Below are 22,695 nucleotides of genomic sequence, written 5' to 3'. Positions count from 1 at the left end.
TTATAGATTATTTTACCTGTTTATCCATAATTTTAGGGTAGGATTTTACTAGAATAATTACTAATATTAGGATGTCAAAGAAATTTAAGGAGTGTACAACTTGAAGAAACAACTACTTACATTGGCTGCGACAGCTGGTTTTTTGATTACACCGTTCAATGGAGAAGCAAGTGCTCATGAAAATAAATATATTGTTCAGACTGGCGACACATTATGGGGAATCTCACGCTCTAACAATCTTTCAATTGAAGAGTTAAAGACTTGGAATAGTATCTCAGGATCGACAATATATAAAGGACAAGCCCTGACTCTGTTAGCACCGCACAGCCATAACGATTCAACAAGCGGGTCTCAAAGCGCTGCAGTCAGCTACACTGTGAAATCAGGCGATACTTTATGGGGAATTGCAAGAAATCACGGCCTTTCGGTCAGGACACTAAAGAGCCTTAACGGAATCAGCAGTGACACGATATATCCAGGGCAAAAGCTGCAAGTTAAAGGCTCTGCTCAAACAGCTGCACCTTCTGCTCCGGCAGGCACTGGATCTTATACCATCCAAAGAGGAGACACTCTTTCGGGGATTGCATCTCGCCATAACATATCGGTTTCACAATTAAAAGCAATGAACAATCTTTCTTCTGACTTAATTTATGCTGGCCAAACTCTAAAGGTATCCGGTTCAGCAACAAGCAAGCCGGCTGAATCACAGGTTGCAGCTCAATCGACATCAAAGGTGAATGAACTCGTTTCTGAGGCAAAGAAATACATCGGTTCACCTTATGAATGGGCAGGCAGCACACCTGCAGGGTTTGACTGCAGCGGCTACCTGAACTATGTATATGGTAATGTGGGAATCTCTATTCCTCGTACAGTAGCATCCATTTGGGATGCCACAAAACATGTTGCATCACCAAAAGTTGGGGATTTGGTTTTCTTTGAAACTTACAAGTCCGGACCATCCCATGCCGGAATCTATCTTGGCAATTACAAATTTATTCATGCTGGATCATCACGAGGTGTAGAAATCAGCGACATGAATAATTCATATTGGAAGCCTCGTTATTTAGGAGCTAAAACAACTTTCTAATAACCTGCTCTTAAAAATACTCAACGCCTCTAATTCGGCGTTGAGTATTTTTATTAATCTCTCCGATCATTGAAAGTCTTTGACAGTGCTTCTTTTGCATCTCCCCATTTTTCCTGGGCCTGTCCTTTTACTTTATCCATATTTCCTTCAGCTTCTTTGGATTCATTATTGGTCAATTTGCCGTATTGTTTTTTAAGTTCGCCTTTTAATTGATCTGCATTGCCATTTGTCTGATCTCTGTTCATTTGTATTTCCTCCTCTATTACTGTTTGATTATTGTTTACCCAAATTCTATTATTCAAAACTACCCAAGTTTTTTTTCCTGGCAGCAGCTGCACTTATTTTATTTGCAGTAAGGACTAAAATAATAATCGATGACAATTTATGAAAGGTGAAGTTTTCACAAAGTCTTGTTACAATAAGAAACAGCAATCTGTGGAACCCACAAAGAAAGGACAAAAAACCTTGCTTTTTAGAAAACTAAGAAATTTTATTGTTTTTTTATTAGTCCTTGCAGCTTGCGGACTTTTAATCTATCAATATATTCATTTTATAGAAGAAACTGATTTCCCTGATGTGCCGCCACCAACTTCCCTTCACCCTTTGGTTGAAGATAAGAAAGACGAGCTGATTGCCGAGGCTGCTGATAAGGGCATTAACGTAGTCATCACCCAGGATTTCAGAAGCATTGAAGAACAGGATGCTTTATATGAAAAAGGCCGTACTGCTGAGGGAAATATTGTTACCCATGCAAAAGGCGGGGAGTCCTACCATAATTTTGGCCTGGCAATTGATTTCGCACTGATGTCCGTAGATGGCCAGGTGATCTGGGACATGAATTATGACGGCAACGGCAACAGCAGGGCCGATTGGATGGAGGTTGTTAAAATTGCAAAGGACCTTGGTTTTGAATGGGGTGGAGACTGGACACAATTCAAGGACTATCCACACCTTCAAATGGATTTCGGTCTTTCTATCTGGGAGCTGCAGAGAGGGAAGGGGCCGCCTGAAGCCGAATGATAATAAGAGAAACTGCACTCGAGTGCAGTTTCTTTATTTGCTAAATAATCATCTCAGATTGTACATAGTGATACAGCAGTTTAGCCGTATTTTCAATCGAATCCTCATGTGTACGCTCAAAAGCATGTGATGAATCAATTCCTGGGCCGATCAAGCCGTGTACGATATCATGGCCGGAACGGATGGCTGCTGATGCATCAGAACCGTAAAATGGGTAAATATCCAGCTTGTACCCGATTCCATTTTCCTCGGCAAGCTGCACGAGACGCTTTCTTAATTCGTAGTGATAAGGACCGCTTGCATCCTTCACACAGATGGATACCGTATATTCATCAGTGGATTGGCCATCACCCATCGCACCCATATCCACAGCCAGATATTCGACCGTTTCCGCTGTAATATTGGAATTGCCGCCATAGCCGATTTCTTCATTGTTTGAGATGAGGAAATGGGTTGTGTACGGCAGCTCAGTGTTATCGGCTTTCAGCTGTTTAATCAGCTGAAGAAGGATCGCCACACTAGCCTTATCGTCAAGATGGCGTGATTTAATGAAGCCTGCAGGGGTCGTCTGCACACGCGGGTCAAAGGATACAAAATCACCGACCCCGATTCCCAACCCACGGACTTCGTCAGCATTATGTACTTTTTCATCAAGGCGAATTTCCATGTTTTCCTGGTTTCTTTCAGCTTTCCCGGCATCTTTATAGACATGAACAGAAGTCTGATGCATCAGAATAGTGCCGGTGAATTTTTTGCCTGATGATGTTTCGATTTCACAGTACTCTCCTTCAATCGAGTTGTATTTAAATCCGCCGATTAAATCAATCTTCAGGCGTCCGCTCGGCTTTATTTCCTTTACAATCGCGCCAAGGGTATCAACGTGCGCAGTCAGCATTCTGTGATTATTTTCGTCTTTTCCAGGAAGGGTTGCAATAAGTCCTCCTTTCCGGTTGCGCTTCGTTTCCACATTAAGCTCGTTTAAAAACTTTTCTACATATGTAATCACTTCATTTGTATTTCCGGAAGGACTTGGAATTGAAACAATCTTTTTTAATAAGCTGATCGTTTCTTTTGTACTCGGGTATGCCATTCAAAAACTCCTCTCAAATTATTCTCACGCAATTCTTATTATACTGTTATTTGTCGGGATAAGCATGTGCTATAAATAAAAAACTGCCATAACGGCAGTCCATTTGATTAAATCTCTTCGGATAGCAGGCTTTTCCTTGTTCTTAATCGGTAAAACCTTCTGAAGTCTTTTACGAGAACCTTTATGACAGAATAAAAAGGTATAGCAATCAGGATTCCGATAAAACCATAAATCGATCCTGCTGCCATTAAGATAATAATGACTGTAAGCGGATGGAGGTTAAGTCTTTTGCCCATCACATGAGGTGAGACGAGATTGCTTTCAAGAAGCTGAACTGAAATCAGTACCATGATAATTTTCAATACCATTCCCGGTCCCTGCAATAACCCGATGAATACTGCAGGAATGATTCCGAGTACAGGACCAAGAAAAGGGACAACAGTCAGGAACATCGCAAACACAGCTAATATCAATGCGTATTCCAATCCGATAATCATATATCCGGCATACATTAACACGCCATCGACGACTGCCACAATAAACTGGCCGGTTACATAGGAAAATAAGGTCTTGTCTATATCCCCCAAAATCCGCTGGCCTTCTTCCTCGTGTTTGTCAGGAAGGTATTTTAAAAGAAAAGGCCTGAGCTTGTGGTCATCCTTAAGGAAGTAGAAAAGAATAAAAGGTACAACAAAGATGACAGTGACAATACTAGTAATGGTAGAAAAAACTTTCATAACATTTTCTCCTGCCCCTGATAAAAGTGTTTCCAGGAAGTTCAGTACTTTATTTTTTACACGGTCATAGGAGAACATGCCCATATTATTTTCCTCAACCACTTTCTCCGTTTCATCCGATAAGTCTTCCATCTTAGCAGGCAGATTTTCGCTGATTTCTGCTATCTGGCTGCCAATTGTTGTGCCCAGCAGATTAAAACCTAAATATCCTAAACCCAGGACCGCAGCAAAAATAAGCAGAATGCTCGCTGTTTTTGGCACAGCCCTTGAAACCAGCCTGACGAGGGGTCTTAGAATATAGTAAAAAATGCCGGCAATTAAAACAGGGAAGAAAATAGTTGCAATCAGGGCACGGATCGGCCATAAGAAATAATCAATTTTCCCAAGGAGGAAAATGATGATTAAAACGAAGATAGTGCCTGCTGCATATTTAAAAAATGGTTTATTGATCCACATGCATATACCCCAACCCTTATATATGTATTTACTACTCACTGTTCCTTTTTTTAAACAGGATTAAACACCGGTTTAAGAATCTATGTAAGAGGAATAGTTTAAGAATGAACTATATTACAGTGAGGGAATCTGACGATGCTATTTTTTAAAAATGTAACCATGCAGGAAATACTGCTGTTTTTATTGTTTGCAGGAGTGATATTGGCTGCCAAATGGACAGTTAACTTTCTTGTGAAAAAGAGGAGGGGCAAGTCTGTTCAGAACGACCGGATCATGCAGGGAGTTTCTTCACTCGTGAACTGGGCTGCTTTTTATGGAATTATCATTCTATTCTTGTTCTATTTTTCAAAGGAGAAGTGGCTTTTTTATACCTTGTTCACAGCAGGGGAAGTAGATGTGACGCTATATTTAATAATTGTAGCGTTTTTGACAGTCTCACTCGCAAGTCGAATCGTAAAAGTATTCACCAAATATGTATTAACATCTGTTTATGAATTCTATGGGGTTGACCGGGGGCTCGGCTATTCATTCAACAGAATGATCTATTATACTGTCATGATTGCAGCGCTCGCCATCAGTCTGACAGCGGTTGGCCTTGATTTAACAGCGGCTGCTGCCATACTGGGTGTTCTCGGTATTGGGATAGGGTTCGGCATGCGCAATATTGCCGGTAACTTTATTTCAGGCATTATTATCCTCTTCGAACGACCCATTGAAATTGGGGAAATGATTGAGATAAACAACAAAATCGGTAAAATAGAAAGCATCCGTCTCAGATCCACTATCGTCCGCACAGCTAAAGAGGGAACCCTGATTGTGCCAAACCAATACTTTATCGAACAGATCATTAAAAACCGTACAGGCTCAGAAATGCTTGCCCAGGTTCAAATCAGCGTAGTGTACGGGACTGATACTGAAAAAGTTGATAAGCTTCTGAGAGACGCTGTGGATATGGTAATCCCCAAAACAGAAGGGGTTTTAACCGCTCCTGCACCTGATATCCGCTTTGTCGATTTTCGCAGTAAAGCCATGGACTTTCTAATAGAGGTCCCTGTTGCAAACTTTGAAGCCAAGCAGAAATTTGAAAGCCGGCTAAGACATGTAATTGCAGAGAGCTTTTATTTGAACGGAATTGAGCTTGCCTCAGCACAGCTGCTGCCCAGTGAATGAAGGATAAAGTTAGCAGGAGAAATAACGAAAACACCAGCTGCTAAGGGCTGGTGTTTTCCTACGTAAAATCTATTTTCCTAACAGAGCTTTCACTCCAAGATAAAGAATGGCAAGACCAAAGATGATCATAGCCAGACTGCCGACAACGGTGAAAAAGCTGGCAATACCTGAAGTAATAACTGCAGAAACAGGTACCATTGTCATGCCGTAGCCAGCAAGCATACATGCAAGATATAATAATGCCAATTGATACATTACAAATCCCTCCTTTCCATACTAACGTATGAAAAGGAAGCAATCTTGCTTGGTCTAATATCCCGAATCTTCAGAATAACTCAAAAATAATTCTGTTGAATTATTTAATGTGCATGCTTTGCTTCCTGTACTGCAATGATTTTCAGGGCAGTTAATTCTTCCTCGGATAACCTTTCTGTTAAAAGACTGTATAGTTCGTTTTTCTCTGCAGCAGTCAATCCGCCTTTAACTTTTGAAGCACTCTTCTGGATTTCATCAATCGAGAAGCTTTCTGATATCTTTTTCATAGCCTCTTCTTTTGTCTTGATCGGCAATGATGTCTTTTGAAGATCTACAGCTATTAAATCATCCTCACTGCTTCCAAGCAGTGCCTCTACATTTGGGTCACTGGCAAGCATCGCAAGGTCATCCTCAGTAATGCTGCCGGCAACTTCTGTCATTACTTTATTTGATATGGAGTTCATTGAAGCAAAATAAATGAGAAAACCCAATAGAATAAAAGACCCTCCAGTGATTGTCCAAAAAATAATTTTTTTCAACTTTATGGACTGCTCAAGAAGCGAACAGTTCCATTCACACTCCTCTCATTTTCTTTCTTCTTAAATTGTATATGGTTAGTTCCTTCTTTTGCAAATCTTTCTTATATGCAGAACGTATGTGCTATAATAGATGAATAGTAAAATAAGGGGCCGTTTCAATGGATAATAAGATAAAAATATCAGTAAGATCACTGGTTGAATATGTATATAAAAGCGGCAGCATTGAAACGGGCTTCCGTTCTGCAGTGCCGCTTTCAGAAGGAACAAGAATTCATCAGAGAATTCAAAAGCAGTATGGGGAAGAGGATCAAAAAGAAGTGTATCTGCAAGCAGGATTAACCTTCAATCACCTCGACTTTCAGCTCGATGGAAGATGTGACGGGCTTATCATTAAAAATGGCGAACGGATTATTGATGAAATTAAGTCTGTATCTCTCCCTCTATCTGAAATTGATAAATTTGCATATCCAGTCCATTGGGCTCAGGCTAAATGCTATGCTTTCATGTATGCGAAAGACAAAAATATTTCAAATATGACAGTTCAATTAACATATGTACATGCTAAAACAAATGAAGTGAAAAGATTTCTGCAAAGCTATTCGTTTTGTGAACTGGAAGAATTCATAGTGCATCTTCTCGAATCCTATTCTCCCTACACAGAATTAAGGGTTCGGCATCAAAAGGATTTAATAAAAAGTCTTCAGGAACTGACTTTTCCTTTTCCAGCTTATCGAAATGGCCAGAGGAAATTGGCAGGGGCAGTATACAAAACCATTGCCGAAGGGAAAAACTTATTTGCCAACGCACCTACAGGCATTGGCAAAACCATTTCAACCCTTTTTCCAGCATTAAAAGCCATTGGGGAAGGACATATTCAGAGGATCATCTATGCCACGGCTAAAACCATTACCCGTCAGGCTGCAGAAGGGGCCATTAGCCTGATGAGGGATAATGGTTTGAATCTTAAATCGGTCACAATCACGGCCAAGGACAAAATTTGCTTTAAGGAAGAAACCAAATGCCACAAAGACAGCTGTGAGTTTGCCAATGGGTATTACGACAGGATTAATAATGCAATACTTGATCTCCTGAAAAATGAGAGCATGATAACCAGAACGACAATTGAAAAATATGCACTGAAGCATAAAGTCTGCCCTTTTGAATTTTCATTGGATGCTGCATATGCAGCTGACACCATTGTTGGTGATTATAATTATATTTTCGATCCGAAGATCTCACTTAAGCGATTGCTGGAAGAGGAGAAAAAGAAGACGTCGCTCCTGATCGATGAAGCACATAACCTTGTGGACCGCGGAAGGGAAATGTATTCAAGCTCGCTTGACAAATCAGCCTTTCTTCAATTGAGCAGAAGCTTTAAGGGGAAGGGTGAAAGGATTCAAAAAAGTGCAAAACAGGTTAATGGAATTTTTATTGCATTAAAAAAGAAATGTGGTGAAAATCAGGAAATCGCAGAAAAAGATCCTCCTGAAGAACTTTTTGAAGTTCTTGAGGAATTTGTTCAATATGCCGAAGACTATCTGGGGCAAAACAGAGACAATACGGACGAAGAATTGCTGGAAGTATTCTTTGCTGCCCAGAACTTTATCAGAATAGGTAAACTGTATGATGAAAGGTTTGTAACGTATATTCAAAAGCAGAGAAATGACCTGAACATCAAGCTATTTTGCCTGGATCCATCGAATCTTCTGCACAAGGCCAGAAAAGGATATAAATCATCAATCTTTTTTTCTGCTACCTTAATGCCTCTTAATTATTATTTGGACATGCTTGGCTTTCAAGAGGAAGACTATATTTTAACCGTACCTTCTCCTTTCTCAAAAGATCAGGCTAAGGTATACATACAGCCGATTTCCACAAGATATCGCGACCGGGAAGGGTCTATCGGACCGATCGTCAGTACTATTAAGAGCATGTTAAAGGAACAGAAGGGGAACTACTTGATCTTCTTTCCATCCTATCAATATATGGAGGATGTCTATCGTCGGTTACTCGATGAGGAACTGCCGGCACATACAATCATTCAAAGGACTGGAATGGATGAAGGGGAAAGGGAGAAGTTTCTGGATGCATTTCAGCCAAATCCTTCTGGAACTCTGTTGGGGTTCGCCGTCATCGGCGGGATTTTTTCAGAGGGAATTGATTTGCAGGGAGATAGGCTGAACGGTGTATTCGTGGTGGGTGTAGGGCTTCCGCAGTTAGGGTTTGAACGCAACATTATGAAAGCTTATTTTAATCAGCAAGGAAAAAACGGCTATGATTATGCCTATACTTATCCTGGAATGAACAAGGTTTTGCAGGCAGGGGGCAGATTGATCCGCTCTGAGGACGATACAGGAATGATTGTTTTAATGGATGACAGGTATGTGCAGGCAAAATATCGGGCCCTGCTGCCAGAGGAATGGAAGGATTTTAAAGTATTAAGAAGTTAAAAACATCCTGCTCAAAAAGCAGGATGTAAATCGTATTATTTAGTAATGACAGGACCTTTCGGGGCCTGCATTTTTCCGAGCGCTCTTTCGAAAACCGGGTAAAAGAATTGCACAACAAGTCCAAGTGTTAATGTTACCACGATTGTGCCTACTCCGATTGCACCTCTGAATAAAAACGCAAGCAGCAAAGCAAAGCTCTCGCTGATGATCCTTGAATTCCTTAAATTTAATCCGAATCTGGTGTGAATGGCTACCATTAATGTATCCATCGGGCTTGCCGGAAATTTAGCCTGAAGATAGATGGCAACTCCCATTCCCATCGAAAGGATTCCAACGAATAATATGATTGATTGCATTGCCAATGTCTGCGGCGATAGGTCACCAAAAATGATGAGAAGCCAAAAGTCAATCAGTGCGCCAATAATCAAAATGGAGATGGCTGCAAGGACTTCAGGCTTTTTTTTCATTAGAAAGGCATTTATAAAAATGAGCACGATTCCATTTATAAAAACAAAGGTGCCAACTGTTAAGTTAAACATTTGCGATTCACCAACAGCCAGGGCATCCCATGCAGAAGCTCCGAGGTTTGACCTGATAATCAGGGCTACACCCATTGTCAGGATCAGCATCCCAATTATAAAAAATAATAGACGTTCTTTCATGAAGACTCTCCAATCCAACTTGTTTAATTTTAGCTTGGCCCTTTTTAAAATCAATACTCCTTCAGCATTGAAATTATGAAGGGAAAATTCATTTTACCATTAAAATATATTGGGTAACAGGTTGTTTTAGTAAAAGTTGTTGGTTTTTGCAGGAAAAAGGCGAAAGATATAAAGGAGATAACCATTTTCATCGATTTGAAATTGTGCTATATTATTTTACATTCGTTCACCATTTATTAATGCTGCATCTACAAAATTTTTACATAATAAAAACTTTAGCCGCTGCTAAGTTTTTCGTATTGTACAATTTAAGAGGTGAAACCACACTAATGAGAAAGTTATTTAAATCGCCTGTCAAATTGGCGAAAAGCAGCCTTGCTGTATTCTTTCTGACTGTCATTCTTTTTTGGCTAAAAACATATGTAGCCTATCGCATTGAATTTAACTTAGGGATTAATAATGACATACAGCGATTTCTCCTGTTTTTGAATCCGTTAAGTTCTACACTGGTATTCCTGGGATTGGCTTTGTTTTTTAAAGGGAAATGGCAATCCGGCATGCTTATTGGCTTGGATTTCTTCTTATCCTTCCTGCTTTATGCAAATGTCGTTTATTATCGATTCTTTAACGACTTTATTACGGTTCCTGTTCTAATGCAGGCAAAAGTAAATGGGGGGCAGCTGGGAGATAGTGCTCTGTCGTTAATGACTCCTTGGGATATCTTTTATTTTACAGATACACTGCTGCTTCTTTTTCTGGCAATCAGGAAGTGGTACAAACCTGGAAAGAAAATTAGCCGAAAACCAGCCCTGGCTGTTATGGCTGCCGGGATTATTGTTTTCTTCATCAATCTTGGAATTGCAGAGAATGACCGCCCTGAACTGCTTACACGTTCTTTTGACCGCAATTATTTGGTGAAATACCTGGGAGCATACAATTTCACGATTTATGATATTGTGCAGAATGCGAAGTCTGCCAGCCAGAGAGCTCTTGCGGATACGAACGATGTGACTGAAGTGGAGAACTATGTTAAAGCAAAATATGCACCTCCAAACCCTGAATACTTCGGAAAAGCCAAGGGCATGAATGTTATTTATGTATCCATGGAATCACTGCAGACTTTTATTATAGATTACAAGCTGAATGGAAAAGAAGTTACCCCATTCCTGAACTCACTGGCACATAGCGGCAAGACATTTTACTTTGATAATATAGTCAATCAAACCGGACAGGGAAAGACTTCCGATGCTGAGTTCATCATGGATACATCGCTATATCCCATGTCACAGGGAGCCGTTTATGTAACAAAAGCTCAAAATACATTCCATGGCACACCTGCTATCTTAAAGCCACATGGCTATACTTCAGCAACTTTCCATGGAAACTACAAGACATTCTGGAATCGTAACGAAATGTATAAAACCATGGGCTATGATAAGTTTTTTGATGCTGAGTATTACAATATGAGCGATGAAAACACGAAAAACTATGGATTGAAAGATAAGCCTTTTTTCAAGGAATCCATGCAGATGCTAACCAGTCTTCCGCAGCCATTTTATACAAAGTTCATCACTCTTTCTAACCACTTCCCTTTTAAGATGGATGAGTGGGATACTGATTTTCCTGCTGGAGAAACAGAAAATGATGTGGTTAATCACTACTTCCAGTCGGCGAATTATATGGACCAGGCACTCGAGCAGTTCTTTAACGATTTAAAGGATTCCGGACTGTATGATCACACAGTAGTTGTCTTATATGGAGATCATTACGGAATTTCTGAAAACCACAATGAGGCAATGGCAGAGGTGATCGGAAAAGAAATTACTCCGTTCGAATACGCCAGGCTTCAAAGAGTGCCAGTATTCATACATGTACCGGGAGTAGATGGCGGCATTATCCATAATGTCGGCGGACAGGTAGATGTGCGTCCGACTTTACTTCACCTGCTGGGCATTGATACGAAAAATCACCTTGAAATGGGATCAGATCTGTTATCGGCAAAACACCGTGAAGTTGTCCCATTCCGAAACGGCAACTTTATTTCACTGGAATATACCCAAATTGAAGAAACCTGCTATTTTACGGAAACCGGCGAAATAGCTGAGGCTAATGCATGTAAGTCACTTTCTGATCAGGCGAAAATAGAGCTGGAAATGTCGGACAACATTGTTTATAAAGACCTGCTGCGCTTTTATAAGCCGGAAGGATTTGTTCCAGTGAACCGGAGTGATTATTCATATATTAAGAAAGAGGTCCCGTTTAAAGAGGAAAGAAATGGGCCTGGTGTACAGAAGTAAGATTCAGGAGCGGAGAGAATACTCTCTGCTCTTTTTTAACCCTTAAATATATGCAGAAAGTATGGAGTTTACTGAGAAAATGCAAGGGTAGAATATCATTGAAAAGATATAATGAAAGGGTGATAAGGATGTACAACCAATCTTTTGAAGAATGCATCCAAGCTTGTTTAGAGTGCATGAAAGCCTGTAATGTATGCTATGATGCATGCTTGGGAGAAGAGGATGTTAAAATGATGGCAGAATGTATTCGACTGGACAGGGAGTGTGCTGATATCTGTGCCTTTGCTGCTAAGGCAATGCAGTCTGACAGCCCCTTTGCCAAGCAAATTTGCAATCTATGTGCAGATATATGTGATGCATGCGGAAATGAGTGCAAAAAACACGATCACGATCATTGCCAGCGCTGCGCTGAAGCATGCTTTAAGTGTGCAGAAGAATGCCGTAAAATGGCTGCTTAAATCAGCAGACAAAACAGACATCCAGCAGGGTGTCTGTTTTTAATCCAGTTTATTTGCAATATTTGGTTATGGAGACTGTACATATTTTCCGTCTGAAAAGGCAGTATTAATTTAGACATTTGCATACCTGTTTCATAATTTCTGCACAATTTATTGCCATACTAACTTCATGAAGAAAAGGAGGAATTGAATATGTTAACAAGAAAAAAATTCGCCATTTGGTTTGTTTCCCTGGCTGCAGCGATAACTTTAACTGCATGCGGCGGAAGTGACGGGGATACTGGAGAGGAAAGTGCCAGCAAGGAAGAGAATACAACGAATAATGAAAGCAGCGGCCATTCAGGAGACCATTCAGGCATGGATCATTCCGGCTCAGGAGAAGTTCCTAAAGGAATAAAGGAAGCTGAAAACCCGAAATATGAAGTTGGAAGCAAAGCCTTTATAACAGAAGGACATATGGAGGGAATGGAGGGAGCGGAAGCAACCATTGCAGGTGCATATAATACAATCGTATATACGGTCTCTTATACACCAACCACTGGCGGTAAAAAAGTTGAAAACCATAAATGGGTAGTTCACGAGGAGATTGCTGATGCAGGTGAGGAGCCATTTAAAGAAGGCGACGAGGTAACATTAAACGCAAGCCACATGAAGGGGATGGAAGGAGCAACTGCCGAAATCGATTCTGTGAATGAAACAACTGTCTATATGGTTGACTTTACTACAGCTGACGGGCAGGAAGTAAAAAATCACATGTGGGTGACAGAAAACGAGCTTTCTCCTGCTGAATAATATAGAAAGTTAAAGAGCTTATCTGCCGAAGATAAGCTCTTTAGCTTAATTTAGCATTTTTATATAAATAGTAAATTAAAAGGAAGAACGCAACTAATAGAAAAATGGCTATTTGCATCTCCTTTTCAAATTTTAGTATATGTGAAACCGCAAAGGCTTCCATGAACAATGCAGGTACTTTACCGATCGTGCTGGCAATGCTAAAGGGCAGAAGCCTCATTTTGATGTATGCAGCTGCCAGTGTGACTGCACCTGATGGGACAAAAGGCAAGACCCTCAGCAAAACAACCATGAAAAACGCATCTGGACCTTCCGCACTCTGAAGCTTTGAAAAAAATTTGTTATTCTTTGGCTGAGGAAAAGAGGAGGTAAGCTTGGTGATTCCTTAACGATAAAGTATAAAACTTATAATTGCTCCGGCTGCTTCTCCGATGATCAAAAGAACTAGCCCCATTTTTAAATCAAAAACGGCAACTGTTCCAGCCGTAATAAAGGCACTTGGGAGGAATCCCGTTATCGCTGCAGCAATGTTCATGAAGATACTAAATAAAGCCGCCAATATCGGTTCATCTGAAAGCGATTCGATGATATCAGAAAACATCTATTAATCCTTTCCGGCCCATTTATAGCCTAAACCCCAGACAGTCGTCAGATACTCATCTGCAGGAAACCCGGCTTTCCTTAATTTTTCACGTAAATTTCTTACATGCGAATCAATGGTGCGATCTTCGATTGACACCCCATAACCCCAAACAGAGCCTATTAAATGCTCACGTGAGAAAACTCTGTTCAAGTTTGAGAGAAAAAGGCTTAACATTGAAAACTCTTTTGGGGTTAACAGAATTTCCTTATTTTTATAGGAAAGCTCAAAAGAATCTTCTTTAAGTTCCAGCCCTTTAAAGGTTTTGGTTTTTCCATCTTTTTTGCTTCTTCTCAAAACCGCTTCAATCCTTGCAGATAATTCCTCTTCATCGAACGGCTTCAGAATATAATCATCTGCTCCAATGTTCAATCCTTTTACAATGTCCGGCTTTTCGCTTTTGGCAGTGAGCATGATGATAGGAATATCCCAATATTTTTTAATTTCCTTGCATACACTCCATCCATCCATATCAGGCATCATGACATCTAAAAGGACCAGATCTGCAGAATGGGTTTCCAAGTAAAGCAAGGCATCTGAACATGAAGTCAATTTTATGCAATTGTAGCCGCGGGGCGCTAAGTATAGAGAAATTAGATCAAGCATTCTAGTTTCATCGTCAACCAAAAGTATTGTTTTCATCTTTCCGTTTCTCCCTTAAAAACAATTTCAAATTCTGTTCCGTCACCTTCTCTGCTGAATACAGAAATAGTCCCTCCATGGGCATGGACAAGTTCTTTCACAATGGCGAGTCCAAGACCTGTACCCCCAAGAGCTCTTGCACGTGATTTATCCACTCGGTAAAAACGATTAAAGATAAAGGGCAGTTCCTCTTCAGAGATTCCTCTTCCGGAATCATTTATTCTGATGATGACATGTTTTTTAGTCCTGCTTACCTCTACTGTTGTTTTGTTTCCAGCTGAGGAATATTTAATCGCGTTATCCAGAAGATTAAATATGATTTGCTCCAGCCTTGATCCATCCGCAGAAAGGATGATTGATTCAGGGCAGCTGACAGATAGCTGCATGCCTTTTTCAGCGAATGCCGGAGAAAATTTTGTTTCAATTTTATTCATGAATTCGTTCAGGTCTATTGGTTTTTTTATAATATCAAAGGTATTTTTATCGATCTTAGCCAAATCGAAAAGGTTTTTAACCATATCTGAAAGCCGGTTGGTTTCCTCCAGGATAATCGATAAATACTGATTTCTCTCTTCCGGGCTCAGGTTCCGCTTCTGAACTATATCCGCATATCCTTTAATATAAGTAAGAGGAGTGCGAAGCTCGTGGGAAATGCTGGATAAAAATTCACTTCGTTCTTCTCTGAGATAATTCAGGTCGCCCGCCAATAACTGGATGGACCGTGCTAAATCCCCAAGTTCATCGTCACCGGTTTTAGGAAGGGAAACTGAAAAATCACCGCTGCTTATTTGTGAGGTGGCTTCCTTCATTTTAATCAGCGGTTTCGCCAGAGCCTTTGATAAAAAGATAATGATCGTAATGGTAAAAATGACGGCAACGAACCCGGCGATTAAAAATTGTTCATTTAAGCGTGAGATTAACGACTGAATCCAGGCTGTATCTTGAAACATATATACATGGCCAATCAGCACACCATTCTGTTCAATCGGGCTGACAGTTGAAATATAATCTTCTTCTTTCCAATTCTCACCGATGGTTTTGCCCTCCCTTTCAGAAGATATAGTCGGCTTTTCTATGTACCTTTGGATCAAACTGCTATCAACAGAAGAACCAAGGATCTCCTTGGTTGAATTTGTAATAACTACATCTGTAGTGGCTTCAGATTCCATCAGAGCTACATGGGAAATCGTATTTTCATCAAAATGCTTTTCGAGTATAGCACGGTGTGAATTGCCGCGTGTCTGCAAGGCTATGAGCTCTTCTTCCACACGTGATTCAACAAGGGTACTATGTAAAAAGAAGAACATAGTTGTTTCAAGGCCAAAAAGGATCAGAAGGAACAGCAGACCGAGCTTCACAGACAGTTTTTTCAAAGAACTCACTCATTTCAAATCAATTAGTTCTATTATAGTCGAAATGTTTGAAGAAACGATGCAGAAGAGGTATATGTTTTAATAGGACTGTAGAAGGTAAAATAGAATAATGATTAATACTAACGAAAAAAAAGTATACAGTCATACAGGAGGTTTTTTTAATGAGCGAATGTAAATTGGATCATACTCCGGAAGATGTTCAAAAGAAATTTGAACAGCAGAGAAGTTTTCTCCCGGAAGATATGAACCCGCTGTTTCAGTCATTTTTCCAGCAGGAACATACACAGGATATTTTAAATGAAGTCTTCCATCTGCTGAAAAAATTTGATCTTGCTTCTGAAGAAGAACGAACAGAGCGTGTCAGCAGGCTTTACCTTGTACTAAAGAATGTATAATATTGAATTGCCGCATATAAATCAGATGCGGCATTATTTATTTATCTTACAATTTTTTTGTAGCTATTAAAATTTTATTTTAACTATATTGTTTTTATGGTATTATGAAATTGAAGAGAAATATAGAGTAGTATAATATTGAAAGCGATTTCATAAAAGGAAGTGACAAAGTTGAAGGAATGCCATAGACCTGTATTTGATTTGGCGATCCGGACTGCTGATATGCTTGTGCGAATGTTTGGTTCCCGCTGTGAAGTGGCCGTTCACGATTTCAGCGACTTAAAAAAATCGCTTATCCATATAGCAGGAGATATAACAGAAAGAAAGATCGGCTCACCCATCACCGACCTTGTATTAAATGAATTAGCCAAACATAAAAACGAAGTTAATGATATTGCGAATTATAAAACTCAGTCAAAAAAAGGAAATGTTATGAAATCATCTACGATTTTTCTCCGGGATGATGAAAATAAAGTAATTGGCGCATTATGCCTTAATTATGATATTAGTCTGCTCATGCAAGTCGGAGGAGAAATTGAACAATTTATCAGCTTTGATGAACATTCGTCTAAATCGGAAACCTTTTTTAATTCCGTTCAGGATGTTATTCACGAGATGGTAGATCAGGTTCTTCAGGGCTTTAAGAAGGCACCTTCATTGATGACGCTTGAAGAAAAAGTCGAATGTGTACGCCAGCTTGATGATAAAGGGACATTCCTCATTAAAGGGGCAACTGATTATGTCGCATCGGTTCTGGGGGTTTCGAAATTTACCATCTATAATTACCTGCAGAAAATCAGAACAATAAATGAGCTCCAGCCTGAAGCAGCCTTGGAGCATAAATAAGAGTAGTTATTAAAATAGATGCTGTTATCAATACAGCTGTATCCAATTATAGACCTTAACAGTAAAGGGGCATACAAAATGAAATACAGATCAGCATTTGATATTATCGGCCCGGTTATGATCGGTCCTTCAAGCTCTCATACAGCAGGAGCTGCACGCATTGGACGTGTTGCCCGTACTCTTTTTGGAAAACAGCCGTCCAAAGCAGAGATTTCCTTATATGGTTCTTTTGCAAAAACCTATAAAGGACATGGCACGGACGTGGCGATTGTTGGCGGTATCCTTGACTTTGATACCTTTGACGAGCGAATTCCTTCTGCCCTTCAATTAGCTGAAGAAGCTGGGATTGAAGTCATTTTTACAGTTGAAGATACTGTTACAGACCATCCTAATACGGTAAGAGTGAAGCTAACTGAAGGTGATCGTGAAATTGAACTTGTAGGAATATCCATTGGCGGCGGAACTATTGAAATAACTGAACTGAATTCCTTTGAACTTAAATTATCCGGGGAGCATCCTGCCATTTTAGTTGTTCATAACGATCAGTTTGGTGTTATCTCCGCTGTAACGAATATTTTATCCAAGCACCAGATCAACATCGGCCATATGGAAGTTTCGCGCAAGGAAAAAGGAAAAATGGCCATCATGGTTATTGAAGTGGATCAGAAGATCGACCAGGATGTGATGAGGGAGCTTGAAGGGCTTCCAAATGTAACGCAAATAATTAGAATGGTTGACTAATAGTTAGCTGGTCATCAGGAGGGAAAGTCTAATGTTATTTAGAAATGTTGCTGAGCTTGTAGAGCTCGCTGAAAATAAAGGTGTAAAAATAGCTGAAATCATGATTCAGCAGGAGATAGAAGTAACGGGATTAACACGTGATGAAATTATTGCCAAAATGGACCGCAACCTGACTGTCATGGAACAGGCAGTTGAGAGGGGACTCAAAGGGGTAACATCTGTTACAGGACTTACAGGCGGCGATGCAGTTCTTCTGCAAAAATACATTCAGAGCGGAAAGGCTTTATCAGGAAATATTTTATTGGATGCTGTCAGCAAAGCAGTCGCAACCAATGAAGTTAATGCAGCAATGGGTATAATCTGTGCCACACCGACAGCAGGTTCAGCGGGCGTGGTGCCGGGTACGTTGTTCGCTGTAAAAGAAGTCCTCAAACCCACACGGATGGAAATGATCGAATTCCTGTTTACTTCCGCAGCTTTTGGCTTTGTTGTGGCAAACAATGCCTCCATTTCAGGTGCAGCTGGAGGATGTCAGGCTGAGGTGGGGTCTGCAAGCGGCATGGCGGCAGCTTCCATCGTAGAACTGGCAGGCGGAACACCAAAGCAGGCCGCCGAAGCGATGGCAATTACACTTAAGAATATGCTGGGCCTTGTATGTGATCCAGTTGCCGGACTAGTAGAAGTTCCATGTGTAAAGCGGAATGCCATGGGTGCATCCAATGCCATGACAGCTGCGGATATGGCACTTGCCGGAATTACGAGCAGAATTCCATGTGATGAAGTCATTAATGCAATGTTCCTAATCGGACAATCCATGCCTTCAGCACTAAGGGAAACAGCTGAGGGAGGACTCGCTGCTACGCCTACCGGCAGAAGACTGCAGGAAGAGATTTTTGGTAAAAAGCAGTAATTTTATTTTATGGCCTGTAAACACCAATTCATTAGTGAATTGGTGTTTAAATTTGGAAGGAAAAAAGGTATGCTTATTTAGGGAAATTTTATAAAGGGGAGAAATAAGAGTTTGAAAGTTATAAGATGGACTATTATTACTATTGTTATTGTGTTTATGCTTTTAATGGGCATAGCTGCTCCTGCAGCATTTATCGGGTTAGCAGTCTTTTTAATTGGATTATATTTAAGTAACCAGCACCGTAAATATAAAATAAATTTTAAAAAATCGGGCTGGATTATGGCAGCAGGCTTCATTTTATCTATATTTTTAGCAACTGCAGATTCCGATGCAACCGAAACTGTGGATGAGCCTGAGAAGGAACAAATACAATCAGAAGAGAATGAAGCAGAGAAAAAAGCTGAAGACGAAAAGCTTGCCAAAGAGAAGGCTGAGGAAGAGGAAGCAAAAAAGCAAGCTGAGGAGCAAGAACGGCTAGAAGCAGAACAGGAAGAAAAACAGAAGCAGGAAGAGGAAGAAAAGCAAAAACAGGAACAAGTACAAAGTCAGGCTGCAGAGAGCTTAGGCCTGGAATTAGTTACCGTTGGCAGAGTAGTAGACGGTGACACAATTGAAACCTCTGACGGCAGGAAAGTCCGCCTGATTGGAGTGAACACTCCCGAATCAACGACAAGAGTTGAAGAATACGGAAAAGAAGCAAGCCAATTCACCACTTCTGAGCTGACTGGCAAGAAAATCTGGATGCAAAAGGATGTTTCAGACACAGATCGGTATGGCCGCCTGCTGAGAATTGTTTGGCTGGACATTCCGGCGGATGATATGGACGAAGGTGAAATACGTGAAAAAATGTTCAATGCCCATTTGGTACTGAATGGTTATGCGGAGCCATCCACCTACAATCCGGATGTGAAATATAGTGAATACTTTAGAGAATTTGGCAGGGAAGCAAGAGAAGCCAACAAAGGGTTATGGGCCCTGGGAGATGAAGGAACGACTAAAGGGGACCTGGATTCTAAAGCTGTGAGCGGTTCATCAAGTAATACCGGTAAAAGCGGGTCCAATGACAGCATCGGTACAGCCGGCAATTCAACTTCTTCAGAAAGCGGTTCAGAGTCCTATCAAAACTGTACGGAGTTGAGAAAGGTATATCCAAATGGTGTGCCATCTACACACCCTGCATATGATTCAAAGCATGATAGAGATAAAGACAATTATGCTTGTGAACGATAAGAGAAGGGCTGGCTCAGGATGTAGAGCCAGCCTCTTTTAATAGGCTCAATGTGAAAAATAAAAAATTAAGAGCACTGGCGCCAGTGCTCTATGAGGTTCTTTTATGGTGACCATTCAATTTAATAAGAGAGCCTCTTTTAATCCAGTAATGAAAGTTTTCTGCCGGAAAAACTCCGCGTCCATTTGATCTGTCCATCTGAATGACAACGCTGTTCTGGGTCACCTCCAGAATTTTAAGTGTTTGGGAACGGTTAAGATTTGGCATGAAGGTACTTGTGATTTCAAATTGCATATCCTTATCCAGGTTCAATGATGGCACCTCCTGATTGTTTTATTAAAATTATTATCCCCATACAACGTTTTTCTATCCAATTATTGGCCGGTATATTTTTGGTCCATACTCTGAGAACTTATAAGATAAATTAAACTTTTGAATATTTGCAATTAACGATATAATTCACTTAGTACATGATTTTTCATAAGAAGGTGAAGTATGTGAGAGAAAAGATTAAAGTTGGATTGATAGGGATGGGTGCCGTAGGGGAAAGAATACTCCGTCAATTTCGGCAGAATGAGGAGTTTGAGATTGCAGCACTTTGTGATCGAAATGCTGAACGACTAGATAAATTTAAAGCTGAGCTGCCGGATGCAACAATGCATACCAATTATTTGGATGTACTTCAGGATGAAACCATCAAGCTGATCTATTTAGGTGTTCCGCCAAAATTTCATCATACAATTGCAATGGATATTATAAAGAGCGGCAGGCATCTTCTTTGTGAGAAGCCTCTGGCCAATTCCATTGAAGAGGCCAAGGAAATGTGTGAAGCTGCTGTGAATGCCGGAATCATACACGCAATGAATTTTCCCATGGCATATAGTCCAGCTTTTAAATTGTTTAAGGATAAGATACATAATGGTGAGTTGGGTAAGATTAAGAAAGTTGAACTGCACCTGCAGTTTAAGCAATGGCCGCGTGAATGGCAGCAGAACGATTGGATATCAAGCAGGGAACAGGGAGGCTTTATCAGGGAAGTAGCGCCCCATTTCATCCACATGATTCATGATACCTTCGGAGAATTGGACAATGTCCATTCTTTTGTTGAATTTCCTGAAGATGAACGATTATGTGAAACAAGCTTTTCGACTTTATTAACGCTGCCAGGCGGTATTCCGGTTGTGTTTAACGGAATAGCCGGAATTGGGCAGCAAGAACATCTGTCTTTTAAAGTTTTTGGTGATAAAGGAACTTTAGATATGCAGAACTGGAGTATTCTGGTTCAAACTACCGATGAAAAGAACGGAGAAATTATAATGCTTGATGAGCCAGAAAAAAGTCTTCCTGCAGAACTCCTCAAAGCAATAAGAGGAGATAAAGCATTTTTGGTATCCTTTAAAGAAGGCCACCAGGTGCAAAAGGTATTAGAAAGAATCCTATTGAATTGATCAGAGGCACATTTGTGTCTCTTTTTTCACTTATAAGCCAACAGTCATTATCAAGAAACAATGCTCGAAAAAAACAGGTGTCTTAATGTATAATAATTTAGTGAGAGTTCTTCAGAATACTGAAGACTCTATAACTTATTTGATCCAAAGTTGAAAGAGAGTGGGACATATGGGCCGTAAATGGAACAATATCAAAGAAAAGAAAGCCTCAAAAGACGCAAATACGAGCCGTGTTTATTCCAAGTTTGCACTTGAGATATATGTGGTTGCCAAGCAAGGGGAGCCTGATCCGGAAGCAAACCAGGCCCTGAAATTTGTGCTTGAGCGTGCAAAAACATATAACGTGCCAAGAAATATTATTGATCGTGCAATAGAAAAAGCAAAAGGCGGAGCGGAAGAAAACTATGATGAGCTTCGCTACGAAGGATTCGGGCCTAGCGGATCCATGATTATTGTTGATGCATTAACGAATAACGTAAATCGCACAGCTTCTAATGTACGTGCTGCATTTGGAAAGAATGGCGGAAATATGGGTGTGAGCGGATCTGTTTCCTATATGTTCGACTCAACCGCTGTTATCGGCATTGAAGGCAAATCAGAGGAAGAAGTACTGGAAATACTAATGGAAGCAGACGTAGACGCACGTGATATTCTGGAAGAAGAAGATACGGTAATTGTATATGCAGAGCCCGATCAGTTTCATGCAGTTCAGGAAGCATTCAAGTCAGCAGGCATCAATGAATTTGCTGTTGCTGAATTAACAATGCTCCCGCAAAATGAAGTCACCCTTGAAGCTGATGCACAGGTACAATTTGAAAAACTGATTGACGCCCTTGAAGACTTGGAAGATGTCCAGCGTGTATATCATAATGTTGATTTAGGTGAATAATGGAGAAGAGGAGTCCGCTTAATAGCTGGGCTCCATTTTTATTTAATAAGTTTTCTATAATAATGTTATGTAAACTACAAATCCAATTTCATTTCCACTAAATGAAATTGAGGTTGTCGAAAAAAATGAACCTTTATTAAAATAGTGACGGTAAGTGCAGTTTTATGGTGATATCAGATGATATCTGTCGAATATCATATTGCTAGCAAACGCTATTTATGTCTGCCTGATATAGATAATGCCATTAAATTCCCACTGAAAGATTATAATTCTGGTTATTGGAAAATAACTGAAATAAGAATTTTTGTGTTTTAATCACTGAAGTGATGGGAACAAAAATAGGGAAAGGAGAGTTTTACACACATGAATAAATTTAAAGTTATTTATACTTTTGAAAAAGGCGTTACCGTAACAGAAGAGATTGAAGCAGAAAATAAATCCGAGGTAATCGGGAGCATTAAGGATCTGGAAGGGTATGTTGAACTGACATGTTCTGAAGGTCACTATCACCGATTTGATTTCGCTGATGTAAAGTTAGTCACAATCACAGAATAAAGTGAAACTTCAATC

The 22,695-nt window shown here is 40.2% G+C and carries 26 protein-coding genes; 15 read left to right on the top strand and 11 right to left on the bottom strand.

Features of this window, described 5'->3' with window-relative positions; translation table 11 throughout:
* Positions 1-100: 100 nt before the first annotated feature.
* Entirely contained in the window at positions 101-1,087 is a 987-nt protein-coding gene (locus tag CE058_RS06380) for a C40 family peptidase (RefSeq protein ID WP_048010174.1), read from the top strand.
* Positions 1,088-1,140: 53 nt separating this feature from the next.
* Here the strand turns inward: CE058_RS06380 and CE058_RS06375 are convergent, their stop codons facing one another.
* Positions 1,141-1,332: a CsbD family protein gene (locus tag CE058_RS06375; protein WP_035330463.1), complete on the bottom strand. Its 192-nt coding sequence runs from the start codon at positions 1,330-1,332 to the stop codon at positions 1,141-1,143.
* 220 nt (positions 1,333-1,552) lie between these two features.
* Here CE058_RS06375 and CE058_RS06370 point away from each other — a divergent pair, with 220 nt between their 5' ends.
* On the top strand, positions 1,553-2,107 hold the full coding sequence (locus tag CE058_RS06370; protein ID WP_048010192.1) for a M15 family metallopeptidase: 555 nt from the start codon (positions 1,553-1,555) through the stop codon (positions 2,105-2,107).
* 40 nt (positions 2,108-2,147) lie between these two features.
* On the opposite strand, the gene CE058_RS06365 is transcribed toward CE058_RS06370, so the two are convergent.
* Positions 2,148-3,197 carry a M42 family metallopeptidase gene (locus CE058_RS06365; protein WP_163141303.1) on the bottom strand — a complete coding sequence of 350 codons (1,050 nt, stop codon included), beginning with the start codon at positions 3,195-3,197 and terminating at the stop codon, positions 2,148-2,150.
* A gap of 107 nt (positions 3,198-3,304) precedes the next feature.
* The gene (locus CE058_RS06360) at positions 3,305-4,390 is read right to left on the bottom strand and encodes an AI-2E family transporter (protein ID WP_048010173.1); all 1,086 of its coding nucleotides are present in this window, start codon (positions 4,388-4,390) and stop codon (positions 3,305-3,307) included.
* Between the two features lie 135 nt (positions 4,391-4,525).
* Here CE058_RS06360 and CE058_RS06355 point away from each other — a divergent pair, with 135 nt between their 5' ends.
* Positions 4,526-5,560, top strand: a complete 1,035-nt coding sequence (locus tag CE058_RS06355; protein ID WP_163141300.1) for a mechanosensitive ion channel family protein — start codon at positions 4,526-4,528, stop codon at positions 5,558-5,560.
* Positions 5,561-5,629: 69 nt separating this feature from the next.
* Here CE058_RS06355 and CE058_RS06350 read toward each other — a convergent pair whose 3' ends face one another.
* Together CE058_RS06350 and CE058_RS06345 are read right to left on the bottom strand one after the other, a co-directional pair.
* Positions 5,630-5,815, bottom strand: a complete 186-nt coding sequence (locus CE058_RS06350) for a hypothetical protein (RefSeq protein ID WP_048010171.1) — start codon at positions 5,813-5,815, stop codon at positions 5,630-5,632.
* A gap of 104 nt (positions 5,816-5,919) precedes the next feature.
* A complete protein-coding gene (locus CE058_RS06345) occupies positions 5,920-6,354 on the bottom strand; it encodes a hypothetical protein (protein ID WP_048010170.1) in 435 nt (144 codons plus the stop codon).
* A gap of 158 nt (positions 6,355-6,512) precedes the next feature.
* Here CE058_RS06345 and CE058_RS06340 point away from each other — a divergent pair, with 158 nt between their 5' ends.
* Entirely contained in the window at positions 6,513-8,804 is a 2,292-nt protein-coding gene (locus CE058_RS06340; protein ID WP_163141297.1) for an ATP-dependent DNA helicase, read from the top strand.
* 35 nt (positions 8,805-8,839) lie between these two features.
* On the opposite strand, the gene CE058_RS06335 is transcribed toward CE058_RS06340, so the two are convergent.
* Positions 8,840-9,466 (bottom strand): YczE/YyaS/YitT family protein, encoded by a 627-nt coding sequence (locus CE058_RS06335; protein WP_048010168.1) that lies wholly within the window; start codon positions 9,464-9,466, stop codon positions 8,840-8,842.
* A 329-nt stretch (positions 9,467-9,795) separates the two neighbouring features.
* Here CE058_RS06335 and ltaS point away from each other — a divergent pair, with 329 nt between their 5' ends.
* From ltaS to CE058_RS06320, 3 genes are all read left to right on the top strand, one after another.
* A complete protein-coding gene (ltaS, locus tag CE058_RS06330; RefSeq protein ID WP_163141294.1) occupies positions 9,796-11,763 on the top strand; it encodes a lipoteichoic acid synthase in 1,968 nt (655 codons plus the stop codon).
* A 128-nt stretch (positions 11,764-11,891) separates the two neighbouring features.
* The gene (locus CE058_RS06325; RefSeq protein ID WP_163141291.1) at positions 11,892-12,221 is read left to right on the top strand and encodes a four-helix bundle copper-binding protein; all 330 of its coding nucleotides are present in this window, start codon (positions 11,892-11,894) and stop codon (positions 12,219-12,221) included.
* A 192-nt stretch (positions 12,222-12,413) separates the two neighbouring features.
* Positions 12,414-13,013: a YdhK family protein gene (locus CE058_RS06320; RefSeq protein WP_163141288.1), complete on the top strand. Its 600-nt coding sequence runs from the start codon at positions 12,414-12,416 to the stop codon at positions 13,011-13,013.
* A 40-nt stretch (positions 13,014-13,053) separates the two neighbouring features.
* On the opposite strand, the gene CE058_RS25025 is transcribed toward CE058_RS06320, so the two are convergent.
* From CE058_RS25025 to CE058_RS06305, 4 genes are read right to left on the bottom strand one after another with little or no spacing between them, the layout of a single operon-like run.
* Positions 13,054-13,395: a VTT domain-containing protein gene (locus CE058_RS25025; RefSeq protein WP_286167924.1), complete on the bottom strand. Its 342-nt coding sequence runs from the start codon at positions 13,393-13,395 to the stop codon at positions 13,054-13,056.
* A gap of 3 nt (positions 13,396-13,398) precedes the next feature.
* Positions 13,399-13,614 carry a hypothetical protein gene (locus CE058_RS25020; RefSeq protein ID WP_286167903.1) on the bottom strand — a complete coding sequence of 72 codons (216 nt, stop codon included), beginning with the start codon at positions 13,612-13,614 and terminating at the stop codon, positions 13,399-13,401.
* A gap of 3 nt (positions 13,615-13,617) precedes the next feature.
* On the bottom strand, positions 13,618-14,295 hold the full coding sequence (locus CE058_RS06310; protein WP_163141285.1) for a response regulator transcription factor: 678 nt from the start codon (positions 14,293-14,295) through the stop codon (positions 13,618-13,620).
* The gene (locus CE058_RS06305) at positions 14,292-15,668 is read right to left on the bottom strand and encodes a HAMP domain-containing sensor histidine kinase (protein ID WP_163141282.1); all 1,377 of its coding nucleotides are present in this window, start codon (positions 15,666-15,668) and stop codon (positions 14,292-14,294) included. Before CE058_RS06305 ends, CE058_RS06310 begins: the two co-directional genes overlap by 4 nt.
* 161 nt (positions 15,669-15,829) lie before the next feature.
* On the opposite strand from CE058_RS06305, the gene CE058_RS06300 reads away from it, so the two are divergent.
* The 5 genes from CE058_RS06300 to CE058_RS06280 all read left to right on the top strand — a co-directional run bounded on the left by CE058_RS06300 (position 15,830) and on the right by CE058_RS06280 (position 19,790).
* A complete protein-coding gene (locus CE058_RS06300) occupies positions 15,830-16,063 on the top strand; it encodes a group-specific protein (protein ID WP_163141279.1) in 234 nt (77 codons plus the stop codon).
* 171 nt (positions 16,064-16,234) lie between these two features.
* A complete protein-coding gene (locus tag CE058_RS06295; RefSeq protein WP_286167902.1) occupies positions 16,235-16,909 on the top strand; it encodes a helix-turn-helix transcriptional regulator in 675 nt (224 codons plus the stop codon).
* 78 nt (positions 16,910-16,987) lie between these two features.
* Entirely contained in the window at positions 16,988-17,650 is a 663-nt protein-coding gene (gene sdaAB, locus CE058_RS06290; RefSeq protein WP_163141276.1) for an L-serine ammonia-lyase, iron-sulfur-dependent subunit beta, read from the top strand.
* 31 nt (positions 17,651-17,681) lie between these two features.
* The gene (gene sdaAA / locus CE058_RS06285) at positions 17,682-18,560 is read left to right on the top strand and encodes an L-serine ammonia-lyase, iron-sulfur-dependent, subunit alpha (RefSeq protein WP_048010158.1); all 879 of its coding nucleotides are present in this window, start codon (positions 17,682-17,684) and stop codon (positions 18,558-18,560) included.
* A 111-nt stretch (positions 18,561-18,671) separates the two neighbouring features.
* Positions 18,672-19,790, top strand: coding sequence for a thermonuclease family protein (locus CE058_RS06280; protein ID WP_163141273.1), 1,119 nt, complete (start codon positions 18,672-18,674; stop codon positions 19,788-19,790).
* 88 nt (positions 19,791-19,878) lie between these two features.
* On the opposite strand, the gene CE058_RS06275 is transcribed toward CE058_RS06280, so the two are convergent.
* Positions 19,879-20,109 (bottom strand): hypothetical protein, encoded by a 231-nt coding sequence (locus tag CE058_RS06275; RefSeq protein WP_226619234.1) that lies wholly within the window; start codon positions 20,107-20,109, stop codon positions 19,879-19,881.
* A gap of 176 nt (positions 20,110-20,285) precedes the next feature.
* Here CE058_RS06275 and CE058_RS06270 point away from each other — a divergent pair, with 176 nt between their 5' ends.
* From CE058_RS06270 to CE058_RS06260, 3 genes are all read left to right on the top strand, one after another.
* Positions 20,286-21,236 (top strand): Gfo/Idh/MocA family protein, encoded by a 951-nt coding sequence (locus tag CE058_RS06270; protein WP_227886972.1) that lies wholly within the window; start codon positions 20,286-20,288, stop codon positions 21,234-21,236.
* 169 nt (positions 21,237-21,405) lie between these two features.
* Positions 21,406-22,125, top strand: a complete 720-nt coding sequence (locus CE058_RS06265; RefSeq protein ID WP_048010155.1) for a YebC/PmpR family DNA-binding transcriptional regulator — start codon at positions 21,406-21,408, stop codon at positions 22,123-22,125.
* Between the two features lie 363 nt (positions 22,126-22,488).
* Positions 22,489-22,680: a hypothetical protein gene (locus CE058_RS06260; RefSeq protein ID WP_048010154.1), complete on the top strand. Its 192-nt coding sequence runs from the start codon at positions 22,489-22,491 to the stop codon at positions 22,678-22,680.
* The last annotated feature ends 15 nt before the right edge of the window (positions 22,681-22,695 follow it).

Origin of the sequence: Bacillus sp. 22-7, from assembly GCF_010628845.1 — a bacterium.
Classification (GTDB): Bacteria; Bacillota; Bacilli; order Bacillales; family Cytobacillaceae; genus Cytobacillus; species Cytobacillus firmus_B.
This window is presented reverse-complemented; position numbering and strand designations above follow the sequence as displayed.

Bases quoted from the DNA above. Each gene is read 5' to 3' on its own strand.
- CE058_RS06375 (WP_035330463.1), bottom strand. From the start codon at position 1,332: ATGAACAGAGATCAGACAAATGGCAATGCAGATCAATTAAAAGGCGAA.
- CE058_RS06365 (WP_163141303.1), bottom strand. From the start codon at position 3,197: ATGGCATACCCGAGTACAAAAGAAACGATCAGCTTATTAAAAAAGATT.
- CE058_RS06360 (WP_048010173.1), bottom strand. From the start codon at position 4,390: ATGTGGATCAATAAACCATTTTTTAAATATGCAGCAGGCACTATCTTC.
- CE058_RS06355 (WP_163141300.1), top strand. From the start codon at position 4,526: ATGCTATTTTTTAAAAATGTAACCATGCAGGAAATACTGCTGTTTTTA.
- CE058_RS06350 (WP_048010171.1), bottom strand. From the start codon at position 5,815: ATGTATCAATTGGCATTATTATATCTTGCATGTATGCTTGCTGGCTAC.
- CE058_RS06340 (WP_163141297.1), top strand. From the start codon at position 6,513: ATGGATAATAAGATAAAAATATCAGTAAGATCACTGGTTGAATATGTA.
- CE058_RS06335 (WP_048010168.1), bottom strand. From the start codon at position 9,466: ATGAAAGAACGTCTATTATTTTTTATAATTGGGATGCTGATCCTGACA.
- ltaS (WP_163141294.1), top strand. From the start codon at position 9,796: ATGAGAAAGTTATTTAAATCGCCTGTCAAATTGGCGAAAAGCAGCCTT.
- CE058_RS06325 (WP_163141291.1), top strand. From the start codon at position 11,892: ATGTACAACCAATCTTTTGAAGAATGCATCCAAGCTTGTTTAGAGTGC.
- CE058_RS06320 (WP_163141288.1), top strand. From the start codon at position 12,414: ATGTTAACAAGAAAAAAATTCGCCATTTGGTTTGTTTCCCTGGCTGCA.
- CE058_RS25020 (WP_286167903.1), bottom strand. From the start codon at position 13,614: ATGTTTTCTGATATCATCGAATCGCTTTCAGATGAACCGATATTGGCG.
- CE058_RS06310 (WP_163141285.1), bottom strand. From the start codon at position 14,295: ATGAAAACAATACTTTTGGTTGACGATGAAACTAGAATGCTTGATCTA.
- CE058_RS06300 (WP_163141279.1), top strand. From the start codon at position 15,830: ATGAGCGAATGTAAATTGGATCATACTCCGGAAGATGTTCAAAAGAAA.
- sdaAB (WP_163141276.1), top strand. From the start codon at position 16,988: ATGAAATACAGATCAGCATTTGATATTATCGGCCCGGTTATGATCGGT.
- sdaAA (WP_048010158.1), top strand. From the start codon at position 17,682: ATGTTATTTAGAAATGTTGCTGAGCTTGTAGAGCTCGCTGAAAATAAA.
- CE058_RS06265 (WP_048010155.1), top strand. From the start codon at position 21,406: ATGGGCCGTAAATGGAACAATATCAAAGAAAAGAAAGCCTCAAAAGAC.
- CE058_RS06260 (WP_048010154.1), top strand. From the start codon at position 22,489: ATGAATAAATTTAAAGTTATTTATACTTTTGAAAAAGGCGTTACCGTA.